Origin of the sequence: Chryseobacterium phosphatilyticum (assembly GCF_002899825.2) — a bacterium.
GTDB lineage: Bacteria > Bacteroidota > Bacteroidia > Flavobacteriales > Weeksellaceae > Chryseobacterium > Chryseobacterium phosphatilyticum.
The window spans coordinates 275,465-292,102 of the sequence record NZ_PPED02000002.1; the positions used below are offsets into that span (position 1 = coordinate 275,465).

Sequence of the window (16,638 nt, forward strand, 5' to 3'; positions counted from 1 at the left end):
GCAGGGAACCTGCGCCGCCGATTTTTTATACATTTATATATCTTTATCAAGCGTTGAGGTCTCTTTTGTGTCTTTCATTCTTACGTACACCATCAACGAAAATAAAATACAGCCGGTAATATACCAGTAGAAATATTCTTCAGAACCAATTTTCTTAAACCAAAGAGCAATATACTCTGCTGTTCCACCAAATATAGCTACCGTAATCGCATAAGGAAGTCCGACTCCGAGGGCCCTGATTTCAGAAGGAAAAAGCTCAGCTTTTACCACAGCATTGATGGAAGTATAACCACTTACTATGATTAATGCAGCCATAATCAATAAAAAGGCTCCCCACATTGATGTCGTGGTACTCAATGCAGTGAGAAGCGGAACTGTGAACAAAGTCCCCAGAATTCCAAAACCCAGAAGAAGCGGACGCCTTCCTATTCTGTCGGATAATGCCCCGAATACAGGTTGGAGGCAGGCAAAAATAAATAACGAAATAAATGAAATTAAAGTAGATTCTTCCTTGGTCAGTTGTACCGTATTCACGAGGAATTTCTGCATATAAGTAGTATAGGTATAGAATGCCAGTGTTCCTCCTAAAGTAAGTCCTACCACGGTAAGTAAAGCTTGTGGATGCTTGAGGAGTTCTTTTACCGTACCTTTTTTCTTTTCATTGACTTCTTTTTTGTTTTCAAAAGCTTCAGTTTCATGAAGATTAGCCCGGAGATATAATGCGATAATAGAAAGCATAGCCCCTATGACAAAAGGAATTCTCCAACCCCAATTTTCCAGTTGGTTTTCAGTTAATAATAATTTTTGTAAAATAAGCTGAATTCCCAGGGCAATAAGCTGTCCACCAATTAAAGTTACATATTGAAAACTTGAGTAGAATCCTCTTCTGTCTTGTGTGGCCATTTCACTCAGATAAGTAGCAGAAACACCATATTCTCCACCCACACTCAACCCCTGAAGTAATCTGGCGAGCAAAAGGAGCAGAGGGGCGAGAATACCGATTGACTTATAAGTTGGGGTAAGTGCAATAAGCAAGGAACCAAATGACATCAGAAGAACGGAAAGAGTCATGGCTTTTTTTCTTCCGATTTTATCTGCAATACTTCCAAACATCCATCCTCCAATAGGTCGCATCAGAAACCCTACCGCAAAGATCCCGGCAGTATTCATCAATTGGGCATTGAGATCGGAATCGGGGAAAAAAGAATGAGAAAAATAGATGGCAAAAGCAGCATAGGCATACCAATCGTACCATTCTACGAGATTTCCGATAGAACCGCCAACAATGGCTTTGATTCTTTGAGCGGTGGTGATGGAGGGTGTGTTCATGGTTTTATAATCCCAATAATTTTAGTCTAATGACGGCTAAAATACAAATTTCAAAGAAAAACAAAACCGCCCTTTAAAAGCACGGTTTTTAAATATAAATAATGGTGATTTTAAAATCTATACCCCAGAGAAATCCCGCTTCTGAAGCCCGCCCATGGTCCGTCTACTTTTATTCTGGCACCATTGGCATTGGTTTCTACAGTATATTTTACAAATGGGATATCAAGGTTTTCAATTTCTTTTTTGAGCTGTGCCTGCATATCAGGAGTAAGAACATAATCAGAGGTCATGCTGAAATCTCCTTTTCCGCCTCCATAATGGGCGCCTGCAATCCAGAAATCAAGAACCAGATTCTGACTTCTGGTAAGGAAAAACTGAACTCCAACCATTAATCCGCCGCTGTTTCCGTTGGCACTTCCGCCTCCTTTTAAGGGAATTGGGTAGGTGTTTCCATCAGGACCGTTGTAGTCGTAATAAAAATCAAAAGTATTAGATGACACATCAGAATACCGGTAATAGGGAGCGATGTAAAATCCCTTTCCGTAACCTTGTCCCAGATAGAATCTGGGTTCAATAGTAAAATGGGTTGCTTTTACCCTAAGGTTTTCAAATCTTTTTTCATCTTTATCTTTAAGAAAAGCATTAATGAACGGTACTTTGCCTTCAGGCATTGTTCCGAAACCGATATTTAATGAAAACCATTGAGTGAACGCTCTTTCATAAGACAGATTGATATTTCTGAATACATAAGCCGTGACATTGGTCTTGACAATGTTCATTTTTTCCGCCGGGGAAGTCTGTATTTCCTGTGCGCTTGCCTCTGAAAAAAGAAAACAGAGGATAGGTATGATTACTTTTTTCATGATCTAATATTTTGTGGTGTTAAAAAGTACCAGCAAAAAACGGGCTGAATTTAACATAATAAAAATAATTAACAAAAAAAATACTATTACATCTTCATTATTTATTATGTTTTTTTGTTTGGTGAGAAATGGTAGTGTAACATATTTCAAAAGTAGATTGTTCTAAAGGTATAATCTATTCTGAAATGGAAAAAACGATATATGCCATAGCCTTACTGTATGGAACTTTGATGTTTTCACAGAAAAAAGAGAATGATACTGTTGGTGTTTTACAGACAAATGAAATCCAGGAAGTTATTGTTAAATCTCAACGTAAAAAGCAATTTGCAGATAAGGCTGTGTATACATTTGATAAAGAAGCATTGGATAGAGCAAGGTATGCCAAAGATTTGCTTCGTAGTCTTCCGGAATTACAACTGGATCCAATTTCTAATACCCTTAAAAGTACGAAAGGCGGAACGACTTTATTTTTGATTAATGGTATTGAAGCTACAGATCTTCAGGTTCGCAGTATAGCCCCCGGTGAAGTTGTAAAAGTTGAGTATTATGATATTCCACCTGCCCGCTGGTCGACGAGAGCTGATACTGTAGTTAATATTCTGACAAGATCTACGGAAACAGGATATGTTTTTGGAGCGGAAGTATCTTCAGGTTTGAGTACAGGATTTGTTAATGGTTCAGCATATGCTGCTTTTACTAAAGGGAAAAATGATTTTGGGCTTGAATATTCCCTGAATTTAAGAGATTACAATGACCGAAGAGTCAACAGTATCTACGATTATCAACTCAACGGAATGCATTATCGTTCTGATGAGAACAGAACAGATCATTTTGGATATACGGATCAGAATGTGGCCTTCCGTTATACACGCCTTGTTCCTGATGATTATACTTTTCAGGCAAAGCTGGATATGAATATTTTCAGCAGATTTTCAAAAGGAACAGGACAAAGCATTTTTGCAAAGGATAATGCTCCTGAAGAACATGCAATGTTTAAAAATAACGCATCTGATTATGTAATTCCTAAGCTGGATCTTTATTATTCTAAAAGGATGGGGGAAAGAGATGAGCTGAGCATTAATGTGGTGGGATCTCATTACACCACCAATACTTCAGAGACGGCTAAAGAATGGATCGTCAATTCCGGACTTTCTGTGTACGATAATGATATGATGCTTAAAGCAAAACAAACCAGTATCGTGGGGGAGCTGGCCCATGTACATGATTTTAAAACAGGAAAGCTTTCATCCGGATATCGTATTTCCAGAACTTCCATCTCTAATGATCTGAATAACCTTGCGGGATATTCTCAATATAACGTCAATTATCTGGAACAGTACTTTTATACGGAATTTTCGGGTAAGCTGGAGAAATTCAGCTATCGAGTGGGAGCCGGGCTCACCAATATCCATAATAAAAGTGCTGAAAATACTTTTGATGAATGGACTTTTACTCCAAAAGTTATTTTAAGTTATCAACTGAGAAATAATCAGAATCTCCGGTTTACAGGAAGCTTTACTCCGGTAAGCCCGAGAAGTAATGCTTTAAGTAGTAATGTGATTCAGGTGGCTCCCAATATTGTTCAGCGGGGAAATCCTTTCCTGAAATCACAACAGGTCTTTTCCAATGCGCTCACTTATTCTTTTAATAATAAACATTTTGACTTTAATGCCGGTTTGTTTTACCGATACACAAACAGGGTTATTAATCAGTATTATGTACTGGATGATACATTAGGAGGATACGCCCTGACCTATGAAAACGGGAAAAGTGGCCAACGATACGGAGTAGAGGTAACGGGTTCTTACAAACCTATTGGCAGTAACCTTCTTGTCGTAAAATTGGTTCTGACGCCCACTTCGGAAATGATTAAAACAAGTGCCGGAGCATTGATTAAGAATAATTATTTAGGAAATTCTTTTGTATTGTCTTCAGAATATAAATCGTTTTCACTTCAATACGAATTCAATATTCCTGTGTACAGCCTTAATGGAGCATTTTTGAATACAAACGAGAATGCAAATCACGTTTTTGTCAGTTATAAATTGAAAAACTGGTCTTTCTCTTCCGGAATGTACTGGATGGGAATGCCTTCGGAATATAAAACCAAAAGCTTACCGGAAAGTCTTGTAGATTACAGGTTGCACACCCAGATCATGAATAATAAATCGATGTTCGTGCTGGGACTTAGCTATGATTTTTCTAAAGGTAAAAAAACTGAGATCCAAAGAAAGCTGAATAATGTAACTGCACCGGCAGCCACATTCTAAAATAACAAATAGATAAAGAGAATAAAAATCCCCGTCAATTCTTTTGAGCGGGGATTTTAAAATGTTATTTCTTGATGAATTTTGTCGTTTTTGCCGTTTCGGTGTTTTTTCCGCCGACTTCAATAAAATAGGAGGCAGGAGGCAGATCAGAAATCTGTACATTTCCGGATTTTACTTCTGATGTCTTAACCAACTTTCCGTCCAGACTATAGATTTTTGCCGTTGAATAGTTATCCACCTCTCCTTTAAAGCCAATAAAATCCTGCGCAGGATTAGGATAAATAGAAAGGTTTGCTTTTTTCATCACATGACCAACGGCTAAAAATGTTTCGTTCAGTGCCTGAGCGGTTGCCGTAGTTTGATTGATCCCGAATGCCGGAACTGAAAGTGTTCCGCTGGTTGAGCTCAATAAAGCATATCTGTGGCTGGCATCATAATAGGAGTATGCGGTATTGGTAAATGTTCCCAGAGGATTGGAAAAGGTGATATCTATAGGAGAATACAATCCGATATTCTGGGTGAATTTTACCCTGAGAACATTATTATAGGTTTTACCTGCAACCATCAGTGTTCCGTATGCATCAGCCTGGAAGGCCATTGTACCTTTCACAAGACCGTTAGCAATGGAAGAGGAAAACAACCCTTGAACGGTATCGCTTTGAGCGGTCAAACTGTAAGTCGTGGGATAGGCAATATAAGTACCGTTATCCTGATTGAAGTTCAGTGTTACCTGAGGATTTATAATTCCCGTAATTTCAAGTTTGGTTGCAGATGCTTTATAGAAAATAGTGGTTGTGCCATCAATCATTTTAATTGTAGAACCCGGATAATTACCAATTTCTGTAGCCGTAGGAGTAGAATAGGTAACTTGTGATGAGGCTCCCTGTGCAAGACTCCCGTTAGAAAAAGTAACATTGGGGCCAGTGGCAGAGTTGTCTACTGTTCCGGTTACAATACTATTATTAACGATATCGTTGATCACAGGATCATGAGTTGCTTTCGTAAGTGTGATTTGTGCTGAGAATACAGCTGGGGTTCCCAACAAAATAAATAAAGATGTTTTCATTGTTAATTTTTCATCAAATATACCTAAAAGCGGGAAAATAATTTATTTTTAAATGGTTATTAATGCTAAAAAACCATCTGAAGTGATCAGATGGTTGTATTGTGCGTTAAATAGAATAGTTGATTTTAGTTGCTGAGAATCATTTTGCGATAGGCATAAATATCCTCAATTGTTACCACAGTCATTCCTTTTGTTATTGCAAAGTCTGCAATTTCAGGAAGTCTTGCCATAGAGCCGTCTTCGTTGGTTAGTTCACAAAGTACGGCATCGTCACCCAGATTGGCCATTTTGACAAGGTCAACACTGCCTTCAGTATGACCGCGTCTTTCAAAAACACCCCCTTTTTTAGCAATTAAAGGGAAGACATGTCCCGGGCTTGCGATGTGCTCTGCCTGTGCATCTGAAGCAATAGCAGTTCTGATGGTGGTCACACGGTCCTTCGCTGAAACTCCTGATTCTACCCCTTCTCTTGCTTCAATGGTAATGGTAAATGCCGTTTGATTTTTTGAATTGTTGTTTTCCACCATCGGACGAAGATTGAGGTGTTTGCTTTTTTCCTCGGAAATGCATAAACAAACGATGCCACTGCATTCGCGGATCAAAAGTGCCATATCTCTTTCTGTAATAGTGGAAGCGGGAAAGATGATGTCTCCTTCGTTTTCACGGTTTTCATCGTCTACTAAAAGAATACCTTTTCCCTGTTGTAATGTTGATAGTGCTTTTTCTACACGTTCTTTGGAGGTTGCTCCGAATTGTTCTAATAATTTTTCCATGTTATTTTACTTTTAAAAGTTAAAATAGTCTTCGGTACATGGAAATGAAATACGACACAATAAGAACCCATAAGGAATCTTACTGATCATCTCATTTTCTTCTCCCATCCAGACTTTAACTGTCGGTTCCGGAATTTCACCAGATCAGTCCCTTCAAAAGAAGGGAGTCGCGGACTGTAACCGCCGGTAGGGAATTTCACCCTGCCCCGAAGAAAACTTATACTAAGTTTTGCTGTATGTTGTAATTTAAATTTTTATTTCATTGAATAGTATTTAACGCACAGGTCGCTAATTTCGGGAAGTTTTTTGAAATAGAAAAGGAGTTTTGATGAGAATTTTCAACAGAGATAGAATTTATACAAAAAAAGCCATCCCAATCTGTAATGGCTTTTCTGTTAAGATTATATTATTTTCTCAGAATCTTCTCCATTTGCTTTCCTTTAGTAAGTTCATCAATGAGTTTGTCTAAATAACGAATGTTTTTCATGAGACTATCTTCAATTTCTTCAACACGATATCCACAAATGACTCCTTTTATTAAAGATGTATTGGGATTCATCTGAGGTGCATTTTCAAAAAAAGTTTTAAAATCTGTCCTGTCGTCCAGTATTTCCTGTAAGGTTTTTTCATCATATCCGGTAAGCCAGAATATAATTTCATGTACTTCTTCTCTGGTTCGTCCCTTTTTTTCTGCTTTTTGAATATAATGTGGATAAACACTGGCAAAGGCGGTTGTATAAATTTTAGTATTCTGCATATTGATCAACTCAGTTTTTTGAGTACTTTATCAAGGATTGTGTTAAATTCATCAGGTTTTTCCAACATGGGATAATGACCAACCCCTTCGATCATTAGATTGTCATAATGCTTCAGGTATTTACGATTGGCTTCAGTATTAGTAGGGGAGGCATCGGAATTGATGGCAACAACAGGTACCTGTACATCTTTTGCAATCTCTCTGTAGTCTGTTTGGTATAAAGGTTTTAGAAGATTGATGACCATTTCCGGTTCATTTTGAAGGAATTCATGTTGCAACCTTTCTTTTACTGCAGGTGGGGTTTGTGCAGCGAAAAGATACTGAGGAAGAAAGTTTTCTACGGCATATTTAAAGTCATTTCGGTAATGGCTGAACATTAATTGCTCGGCTTGTTCTTCAGTAAAGGATTCATCTAAATCTTTTAAGGTGTCAATAATAACAATTGCCTTTGTTTTTGGGATTTTTAAAGCAGCCTCAAGGACATAAGCTCCAGACATTGAATGGCCGATAAGTATAATGTCTGAAGCGTCTATAGTATCGGTTACCGCTTTAATATCATCAGCATAAAGTTCACTTGCCCAGTTTTGTCTGCCGGAATCAGATTTTCCATGTCCTGCCAGATCCATTTGGATGATATGGTAATCATTTTTAAAGTATTCCTGCTGATGATTCCACCATTCGGTATTGCCCAGCCATCCGTGAACAAAGATGAGAGTGGTTTTTCCTTTACCGGATTCTTTGTAATGTATTTTCTGACCGTCTGAGGATGGTGTGTATTTTTCCATGGATTTGTTTATTGAATTTTTAGGAAAACTAATTTACGAAAAGACTGGTGAAGGCAAAGAGTTTCAGTATAGATAAAATTAAAAAAATCTCACGTATTTTTAACAGATTCAGTTATAAACATCTGTATTTTTTTTCCGTCTTAGAAAAATAAAAAATGGCAGCATAATTTATTTATCCCCATAACTTATCCCCATTATTTTATAGAATGATTATAATATGCTTTTTGTTTTTATTTGTTGATAACTAATGGTTTATTGGATTTTATTCGTTGTTGTAAAAAAGTTATCCATACTTTATCCACAATATATTTTAGTATTTAAGGAAGTTATCCACATTGTATTTGCTTTGTGGAAAACGATCATGAATGTTTTTTTGGGGGGTAATAAAAACAAGTTTAAACAAAGTTCTGCACTGAAATAATGCAGAACTTTGTTGGTGAAATTTTATATTTTTTGTTTGCCGGCTTTTGACTTTAAATTGATCATAAGAGTAGCATACAAAATACCCAAACTATCTTTTATTTCGCACTTTATATACGTAAGGTCTTGTAAAAATTTTTGGTAAAAAACATCGACTTCCAATTGTGTTTCTATGGGGATTGCTTTAGATGGGTATCCTTCAAGGTTTTCAATTTCGTGTACCTTATCAGAACCGAAAAAATTAAAAATTTCTTTTACAATGCAACTGGTAACGAAAACGAATGGAACGATGGGAAAGTTTTCAAAATGGCCTTTGCATTGATTGGGGGTGAAAGGATTTATTGCTATGGTAAACTGATGTTCAGGGTTTATCTGTGTTATTTTACTTTCGGGAAGTGTTTCATCGTAGTACATAACGATGTTGGGTTCAAAATAATTTTTATATAAATTTTTAAATGATTCTTTTGTTAAAATATAATGGTCTAATTCAAAAGTGTATGTTGTTTCTTCTGAAATGGCATCCATGACTTTTAAACGGGTTTTTCCTCTTCTCTGTGATTCCAGTATACTTTCGCCTGTAATAGAAACTGAGAGAGGTGTTTCTTTGTAAGATGTTTTTCTGATGCGTAATTTTTCACCAATAAAGTATATTTTTTCTTTTGTGCTGCTACTCAGGAGCTGGTGCAAGTTGCAGTTGGCCAGCGAGGTCAGGATTTTTAAAAAGATTGAAAAATTTTCATTTTCGAAATTGCAGTTGTTGAGTTCTGTTTCTATTTTGTTGTCTTTTAGGATGATGTGCTCTGGTATACAGATGTAGGGAGAGGTTTCACTGAGGTAAGGAACCTGGGTACTTGTTGTTATCATTTTGAATGAGGGATTTTTTTTGAATTATTCAATTCATGGACATAAAAATTATGGCACAACATAAGCATGCTGTGAGTAAGGGTAATCGGCTTTTTACTTTTTTATCTGGAGTATATATTCTGTGATTCAGCTTTCTGTATTGAGGTTTATTTGAGACAGATGCTGATCATTGTGTAAGCTAGGGAGATGAATTTCTCTCCCGCATGGAATGTAAGTTTTTCATGGTCTGTATTTCATTGATTGGTGATTTATTTTGCTAGTGCAATTTACAAAAAATAAATCATAAATGTGTATGAATAAATATTCACAAAATGAATTAAGATGAGATTGTAGGGCGAGTGAAAATTCCTTTGTAAGAAGTTATCCACAAAAAATATCCACAACAATGTAAGGGCTATGTTAGAGATTGAAATTTATTATAAGGCGCTTATTTATAGCTTATTGACTTGTTTTGTTATATATGTGAAAAAAGATACTAATACTTTATCCTCCATAAATAATGGGGATGAAAAAAGTTATCCACAATTTTTATAGCTTACATAGATCCTTTTTTTACCTCTTGAATGAGCACGAAACGACATTGTATTGCCACTCCAAAGCCTCTACATGAGAGTTTTAAATTGCGATATTGTGGGTATTTGTATAAATTTAATGTACTTTTCGTATTACATAATCATAAGAAAAGTAGAGAAAAAAGAATTTTTTACTTGTCTGATTGAAGTTTTTCAAGCATTTCTTTTCCGTCGTTGTTATCCGGCTTTAATTGAAGTGATTTTTTATAGTTTTCAATGGCTGATTTTTTATAACCTTTTTTCATGTACACTTCACCTAAACTATCATAAGCATTCCATGAATCAGGATGATCTTTTACATTTTGCTGAAATAATTCAAGAGCAGTATCTATATTGCCGGCACGCAATTGCCTGTATGCGCAATTATTAACGAAATCTTCTGTAGGGCGAATGGTATACCCAAATTCTTTCGAAAGAGCATCAAACCGTTTTTGAATTTCTTTAGAAGCCATGAGCTCTGTACCATAATTATCAAAAAACCAGTTTTTATAGATGAATTTTAAACCATCAAAAATGCTTTTATAAGGAACTGAAAAATGATTTTCATCTTTATAGTGTTTATAATCCCATTCAAAAGTCGGGGGAGCGAGATTTTTGAGTCTTTGTGTAATCAGATCGACTTTCTGAGTATCTTCATCGCCAAGGCTTATAAATAGTTTGCCTCTTAATTTTTTTTGTTGCAAGATTTTACTGAAATCATCCACCATACTGATATTTTCGTCATGAATGGCCGGACTTATTACAATGGTAGACTGGAACAGGTCTGGGAGTGTATTTTTAGTATAAAAAGCAAATTCTCCGGCTAGCGAATGCCCTACTAAAATTTTGTAAGGCTGGGTTTTGTAACGGGAATTGATCTGTGGAACAACTTCCTGATCAATAAATTTTAAAAATTTTCCGGCACCATCAGTTAATGAGGTACTGGAAGTATCTTCTTTTCCATTTACTGTATTATGTCGAATGCTCAGATCTTTGCCCCTGTTGATATTGACGATGGCAACAACGATTATTTTTGGAATTCTGTTTCGGTCGTAGTCTGAAAGATAATCGGTCAGTTGAGATACATATTTAAAGTGGGCATCTCCATCCAACAGATATAGAACCGGATAGCTCTGGAAAGATGAATACGCTACAGGCAGATGAACCCAAATACTTCTTGACTCATTCAGAATTTTTGATTCTATCAAAAAGGCAGTGTCATTATTAGACGGAATGTTTTCAAGCTGCGAGAATGCTGAAAGGGACCATAAAGAAAAAAATAGCAGGGAAAACTTTTTCCACAGGAAAGAATAGAGTTTTGAAATCATGGATTTTATATATTAAAGTAGCTTTTATTTCCATGTGAGTAGAATCGGTTTTTTTGAAAAAACATACAAAAAAAAGCAGCAGGCAGGCTGTCAATTTTGTGTTGCTACTTTCATGAGATACAAAATAAAAGCATTAAAAACGGAAAAAAATATAAGATGCTTTTTTGAAAGATACTTCTGATGGGTTGAACAGTTTTTCTCTTTTGCTGACTTTTGTTTTTATTCCGTTTTTAAATATGGAGTAAATAATTTATCTATTTCTGATCTTTATAAATATTCCAGAAATTGAAATCTGTCATTGGGGCATCCGTTATTCCAACATTTCGTCCCATGGTTACAATTTGTCCTCTGTGGTACGTGCTGTGAAGAATCGCATGTTGGATGTATTCATACTTGGAAAAATCACATTGAAACCACTGAGATTCAATTTTTACATTTTTTGAAAGATCTTCTTCAGAAAGGCTTTCCACATAATCTACCAATTTCTGCGAGTTGCTTCTAATAGCATTGAACACTTCCTCTTTGCTGCTTGCTGCAGTGGTTTTTTCAAAATCAAATTCATTGTTTTCGGCAATATGGCTCCACCAGTATTCCTGGGTTTGCCATATGTGATGCAGGGTTTTTAAAATGGTTGGAAAGCTTGAAATAGTTTCCTGATTAAGTTGCTCATCAGATTTAGCAGATAGCCAGTCGATGTATTTATTGACTACCCAGTTATTGTAATGAACGCTTTTGGTGGTTAATGTTTTTAGGCTCATAATGATTGATATTTTGTTGATTTGATATTGATGAATTATAATCCAAAATGCCTGTCTTTATTCGTATTTTCAGGATTAATCAATGCTCTGTTGCTATACGTTGCAGCTTCAAATTCATTGATATTCACAGATAGAAATGAGGTTTCAGGGAGTAATTCTGTAAGACCAATACAGATTTGCTTTGATAAACTGGCTTTTTGCTCTGTATTTCGTCCTTCCATAATATATCCGAAAACATGCAGAAAATTCTTTTTATTATTTCCCAAGCGATAATGCTGATAGGGTTGTAGTCTGACTTTTATATCGTTGGGAGCAAATAATCCGGTAGCATCAGCAGTTTCGTATACTACATTCATAATTTCATCAGCTGTTTTTTGCTGAAGAATATCTTCTGAACAGTCTATGATAAAATGAGGCATAAATACTATTTTGGTTATTGATTTTGTGGTATATAAAAATAGTAAAAATATTGACAGCTCCTCAAAATAAAGAGGTTTTGAATAATGTGTTTTTTGTGACCTAAAAAGAGTTACGACTTACCTGTCAGTTTTTCTATCAATAATTTTCCACGAGGAGAAATTTCATATCCTACAGGATGGCTGATTGTCAGTCCTAAGTTTTTGAGTTTACGAATATTCAATTTCAGCCATTCTTTTTCAAATCCCGTTATTTTAGCAATTCCTGTGGCATGTAGTTGGGGATGATCCTGTATTGTCAGTAAGACCGCTTGCGTCCAGTCTCCCCGTTTACTAAACTGATCCAACCGTTGTAATTTTTCCTTTAGTTTGATATAATCTTCATCACTGAGATCGGATTGTTCCCGTAGTTCTATCCTTGGATCTTCAGAGTGATAACAAACAGAAATTTTAAAAATTGAGGCCGAGGGGTCGGAAGGAAATGATTGTAATAGCTGCTGTTTGTTTTTGAAACCTGCTTTTGTAGCTTCTTCTTCGGAAATATCATTTTCATCCACAATTTCAATATCACCAATTTTGACAAGACCAATTGATGTTTTAACCAAGGTTCCTGTTTTTACAGACGCTTTTTTCCAACGCCTGAATGCCAGATTGATGTTTCCGGATTTAATCCCTTGAAGATGGAGTTCTTTAAATAACATAGTGACATGATAATTCTTTTAAAGTTACGATTTACTGCCATATTTTATTAAGAATGAGAACTTCTTTTGCTAATTGCCATTCCTAAAAATGATACACGAAGTATTACCAGATACTTTTAATCTTATGAATTATTTCTTCTGCCATATCTTTTGTGATCCAATCTACAATTCTTATTTCTCTATCCCTATTTACAATAACAACAGAGTACGTAGAACCGCTCCATGAGAGATGATATCGAACCCCAAATTTATATTCTTCTACTGCAAAATCTTTTGACACGATATGGTCGATTTCCTTTTTTGAAAAGATTTTGGGGTGGGTAAATAATTTATTCTTGTATCGTACTGTTATGATATCCGATTCAATGATAAGAACTGTTTTTCCGAAGGTATTCCATAGCCATATATATAGAAAAATAATGAAAAGTCCGGTAAAAGGAGCTGCTGAAGAAATAAAATGTAAAACGGTTAGGAAATAATCATTCTGAACGCTGGTAAAAGGAATCACGACTAAAATAATAAACAGAGAAATGAATAAACCAATACTTGTGATAAAGGTTATTATCCAGTTGGTTTTATTTTTTATTTCAATAGTCATTGGGGTGTGTCGTAGAGGCTTGGGATCTTGGCAATATTTTTTCTGTAGGGCTTGTTGTGTTAAGCTTCATAAATAAGCTGTACCACTCCGGATTTGAAAACATTGGTTTTAACAAGCTTTAGATTTAATCTTTCTTTCAGATCTTCAAAAAGAGGTTTCCCCTTTCCTAAAACAACGGGATGAGCAGATATTCTGTAAACATCAACCCAATTATTTTGAATAAAAGTTTTAATAAGGCTAGCGCCTCCATACAACCAGATATCTTTTCCACCCTGTTTTCTTATTTCAGAAACTTTTTCAATGATATCAGAAGAAATAAAAGTAGCATTATCATCCTCTCTGTGTTGACTTGAAAATACAAATTTATTTTTTGAATGTACCCCTTTCCATAGCTTTTGTTCTTCCGGACCTGCATTTTCATCAGGTTGATAGTTTCCCCATACATCATAGCTTACTCTTCCATAAAAAATGGTGTCAATGCCAGATAGAAAACCATCAAAATCCATGTCATCATCCATAATGCACCAGTCAACTTCTCCATTGGGGCCTTCAATAAATCCATCTAAAGTGGTGGCTAAATCCAGTACTATTTTTTCATTTTGCAGGTATATTATTTTTTACTTTTCAACTGAAATACATTTCCTTCGGGATCTGTTCCGTCACACAACCAGAAATCATAATTTTCAAATGTTTTGATTTCTCTCATTTCGATGTTTTTTGATACGAGCTCATAACGTGCAGCTTCAATATCAAGATCAATTTCAAAAACTATTTTTGTGTTGTTATCAAAGATATGATTTGTATTTATTTTTTTCAGGTATTGATCTCCTATTTTATGCAATCCGATTTTTGCGGCGCCGGCTTCAAGCAAAGCCCAGGTGGAATCTTCCTCAATAACCGTCAGGTTGAAATGTTCAACATAAAAGTTTTTAAGCAGTTCAACATCTTGTACATACAGGATGATGGTGTCTAATTTTACATTCATGATGTAAGAGTTTGAAACGGAATTCTTATTTCATCCGGATTGAAAATCATTTTTTAAAATATCAATTTACTTTTTCCATATCGAAAGATGTTTTCAGTTCTTTCATTATATCTAATAAATCCTTTTTCATTCGGAAATATTTTCGACTCAGAAGATAAGGATATATATTAATGGCTTTCATCAGGAGCTGAAGATGGGTTTCCATATATTGATCATTATTAAAATATACCAGATCATTGCTAAGATAGTAATTCAGATCTTTTATTTCCTGTTCTCCTAAGTCAAGAGAGATTGTATGGCTATCCATATAAGGTTTAATTTCTTTTTTCAGTTTTTCCTCCAGAGGTTTAAGGGTTATAAAATTCCTTTTAATCTGATCGAAGGCTGTTTTGGTATTCATAAATGCGGTTGCATTGGCAATATCTGTATAAACAGTTAGCTTTTCGTCATATTGATGATCAAGATCAGCAAGAAGTCTGTAGGTATCGGTGAATTCTGATTTTCTGCCTGAATACGTAGCGGACCTTATAAAGTAGTTATAAATATCTGCATCATTCTGCTGAATCTGCACTTTAATTTCTGCAATCGAGTGTTCGATGACAGGGATTAATTTTTTTGCTTCCTTAGAAGTATACTTTTCCCCGTCATAATCAAATGTTTTTAGAATCAGTTCTTTATTGATAATGGCTTCAATTGTTTTTTTATCATTTTCAAGAGCGATCAGTGTATACACCAATTCTACTTTTTCTTTACTGAACAATTCATCAAAAGATAATTCTTTAGAAAGCGTACTTTCCACAACGGTAAAGTCGGGATTCTTATTGTCATAATAACTGTTGAATACTTTGTCAAAAGAGTCTTTCTTATACTGTGCTTCAAATTCTGTTTTAAAAATATCAAGATCCAGATCAGTTCTTCCTTTCTCATATTTTACTCCTGAAAAAAGTTTTGCGGTCAGTTTTTCTTCTGTCTGCTCAAAATGTTTAAACAGATCCCTTGCAGGTTCATTATCTGCTTCTTTGGTAATATTAAGGTTTCTGAGTTTTGTAATGCGCTCTTCGTGGGACGGATGGGATGCCCACTGATTTTCGATCACCAGTTTTGACTTGTTAAAAAGTCCGGATTCTGAAAGTTTTACATTGGGAAGGTGATGTTTTATCTCTAATTCATTTAATTGTGCAAAAAAGTTCATCACAAAAAACTGTTCTTTATAAATATTTTTGCTGGATTGATTTTTCGAAATTTTAGCTTCATAAAAGCTCAGTACATTACTATAAGAGTTGCTGGCCAGCTCTATTCTCAGCAGGGATTCTTCTAATGCAAGAGAACCTGCAATATGGGCAGCCACTTCATCGGCATGAAATTCCATTTCTCTGGAAAGTGCCATATGGCGGATATTGACGAAAGAATACATTTTAGTAAGAACCCACTGGATTTTCTGAGTTATAAAAAGTGAAATAGCCGCAAAGATGGAGAAATATCCACTCATGCTTGCCCAGCTTTCTATAGAATTACGATACGACTCATCATCATTAACCAGGTTGAAAATAATCTTATTAACATTATAAACATAACTTCCTACTTTCATAGAACGTTGGGAAAAGTGGCCAAACTCATGGGAGAGTATCGCTTTCAATTCTTGTTTGGTAGAGGTATTAACAAGCCCAACACCAATTGTCAGATTCTTTTTAATGGGCAGGAACATGCTCCAGAAACTTGAATCATAAAAAACGCTGGCATTTACATCATAGGATAAATAAATCTTTTTGGGAAAATCAGTTTCTGTTTCTTTTACAATCTCATCAATCATTTTGAAAAGTTCCGGTTCCTGCGATCTTGTGATTTCCGTAAGGTGGCTCCTGTCATTAATATGTTTTTTGAATAAAAACTTGATAATAAAAAAAAAGATAAACACTCCGGTTCCTATGGCTCCGGCTCCCAGCATTAAGGTCAGAAACATTGGTTTTGCGATGATAAGCAGTATTCCTCCCACTACACAGGCTACCGTTAATAAAACGGTAAAAAGAAATAAAAGAATATACACCATCACGAAAATCGTAATGGCCAGAACAGCGGATTTGCTTTTCTTTTTGAAATCCTCAGAAACTTGAATATACATGGAAATAATTTTTTACAATAATACATTCATAAACCTAATAAAACAAAAAACCACT

16 protein-coding genes and 1 riboswitch are annotated in these 16,638 nt (G+C 35.4%); of the genes, 1 reads left to right on the forward strand and 15 read right to left on the reverse strand.

Annotation, left to right across the window (positions count from 1 at the left end):
* Nucleotides 1-33: 33 nt before the first annotated feature.
* Both C1631_RS08435 and C1631_RS08440 read right to left on the reverse strand, forming a co-directional pair.
* Complete coding sequence (locus C1631_RS08435) at nucleotides 34-1,329, reverse strand: MFS transporter (protein ID WP_109711645.1); 1,296 nt, start codon at nucleotides 1,327-1,329, stop codon at nucleotides 34-36.
* Nucleotides 1,330-1,439: 110 nt separating this feature from the next.
* Nucleotides 1,440-2,192, reverse strand: coding sequence for a DUF3575 domain-containing protein (locus C1631_RS08440; RefSeq protein WP_109711647.1), 753 nt, complete (start codon nucleotides 2,190-2,192; stop codon nucleotides 1,440-1,442).
* A gap of 185 nt (nucleotides 2,193-2,377) precedes the next feature.
* On the opposite strand from C1631_RS08440, the gene C1631_RS08445 reads away from it, so the two are divergent.
* A complete protein-coding gene (locus C1631_RS08445) occupies nucleotides 2,378-4,462 on the forward strand; it encodes a TonB-dependent receptor domain-containing protein (RefSeq protein ID WP_109711649.1) in 2,085 nt (694 codons plus the stop codon).
* A gap of 64 nt (nucleotides 4,463-4,526) precedes the next feature.
* Here C1631_RS08445 and C1631_RS08450 read toward each other — a convergent pair whose 3' ends face one another.
* The 13 genes from C1631_RS08450 to C1631_RS08510 form a co-directional block, all read right to left on the reverse strand.
* Nucleotides 4,527-5,528, reverse strand: a complete 1,002-nt coding sequence (locus tag C1631_RS08450) for a T9SS type A sorting domain-containing protein (protein ID WP_103247023.1) — start codon at nucleotides 5,526-5,528, stop codon at nucleotides 4,527-4,529.
* A gap of 125 nt (nucleotides 5,529-5,653) precedes the next feature.
* Complete coding sequence (gene ribB / locus C1631_RS08455) at nucleotides 5,654-6,301, reverse strand: 3,4-dihydroxy-2-butanone-4-phosphate synthase (RefSeq protein ID WP_109711651.1); 648 nt, start codon at nucleotides 6,299-6,301, stop codon at nucleotides 5,654-5,656.
* A gap of 92 nt (nucleotides 6,302-6,393) precedes the next feature.
* Nucleotides 6,394-6,519, reverse strand: a riboswitch (FMN riboswitch).
* A gap of 188 nt (nucleotides 6,520-6,707) precedes the next feature.
* Complete coding sequence (locus tag C1631_RS08460) at nucleotides 6,708-7,058, reverse strand: DUF2200 domain-containing protein (protein ID WP_103247033.1); 351 nt, start codon at nucleotides 7,056-7,058, stop codon at nucleotides 6,708-6,710.
* A gap of 5 nt (nucleotides 7,059-7,063) precedes the next feature.
* Nucleotides 7,064-7,843: an alpha/beta fold hydrolase gene (locus tag C1631_RS08465; RefSeq protein WP_109711653.1), complete on the reverse strand. Its 780-nt coding sequence runs from the start codon at nucleotides 7,841-7,843 to the stop codon at nucleotides 7,064-7,066.
* Nucleotides 7,844-8,287: 444 nt separating this feature from the next.
* A complete protein-coding gene (locus C1631_RS08470) occupies nucleotides 8,288-9,127 on the reverse strand; it encodes a hypothetical protein (RefSeq protein WP_103247021.1) in 840 nt (279 codons plus the stop codon).
* Between the two features lie 703 nt (nucleotides 9,128-9,830).
* Nucleotides 9,831-11,006, reverse strand: coding sequence for an alpha/beta hydrolase-fold protein (locus C1631_RS08475; RefSeq protein ID WP_109711655.1), 1,176 nt, complete (start codon nucleotides 11,004-11,006; stop codon nucleotides 9,831-9,833).
* A 254-nt stretch (nucleotides 11,007-11,260) separates the two neighbouring features.
* Nucleotides 11,261-11,764, reverse strand: a complete 504-nt coding sequence (locus C1631_RS08480; RefSeq protein WP_103247019.1) for a DinB family protein — start codon at nucleotides 11,762-11,764, stop codon at nucleotides 11,261-11,263.
* Nucleotides 11,765-11,799: 35 nt separating this feature from the next.
* The gene (locus tag C1631_RS08485; RefSeq protein WP_109711657.1) at nucleotides 11,800-12,183 is read right to left on the reverse strand and encodes a 5-carboxymethyl-2-hydroxymuconate Delta-isomerase; all 384 of its coding nucleotides are present in this window, start codon (nucleotides 12,181-12,183) and stop codon (nucleotides 11,800-11,802) included.
* A gap of 110 nt (nucleotides 12,184-12,293) precedes the next feature.
* Entirely contained in the window at nucleotides 12,294-12,881 is a 588-nt protein-coding gene (locus C1631_RS08490) for an ASCH domain-containing protein (protein ID WP_109711659.1), read from the reverse strand.
* 103 nt (nucleotides 12,882-12,984) lie between these two features.
* Nucleotides 12,985-13,479, reverse strand: a complete 495-nt coding sequence (locus C1631_RS08495) for a hypothetical protein (protein ID WP_109711661.1) — start codon at nucleotides 13,477-13,479, stop codon at nucleotides 12,985-12,987.
* A 59-nt stretch (nucleotides 13,480-13,538) separates the two neighbouring features.
* Nucleotides 13,539-14,093: a dihydrofolate reductase family protein gene (locus C1631_RS08500; RefSeq protein ID WP_109711663.1), complete on the reverse strand. Its 555-nt coding sequence runs from the start codon at nucleotides 14,091-14,093 to the stop codon at nucleotides 13,539-13,541.
* A complete protein-coding gene (locus C1631_RS08505; RefSeq protein ID WP_109711665.1) occupies nucleotides 14,090-14,464 on the reverse strand; it encodes a VOC family protein in 375 nt (124 codons plus the stop codon). Before C1631_RS08505 ends, C1631_RS08500 begins: the two co-directional genes overlap by 4 nt.
* A 61-nt stretch (nucleotides 14,465-14,525) precedes the next feature.
* Nucleotides 14,526-16,583 (reverse strand): M48 family metalloprotease, encoded by a 2,058-nt coding sequence (locus tag C1631_RS08510; protein WP_109711667.1) that lies wholly within the window; start codon nucleotides 16,581-16,583, stop codon nucleotides 14,526-14,528.
* Between the last annotated feature and the right edge of the window lie 55 nt (nucleotides 16,584-16,638).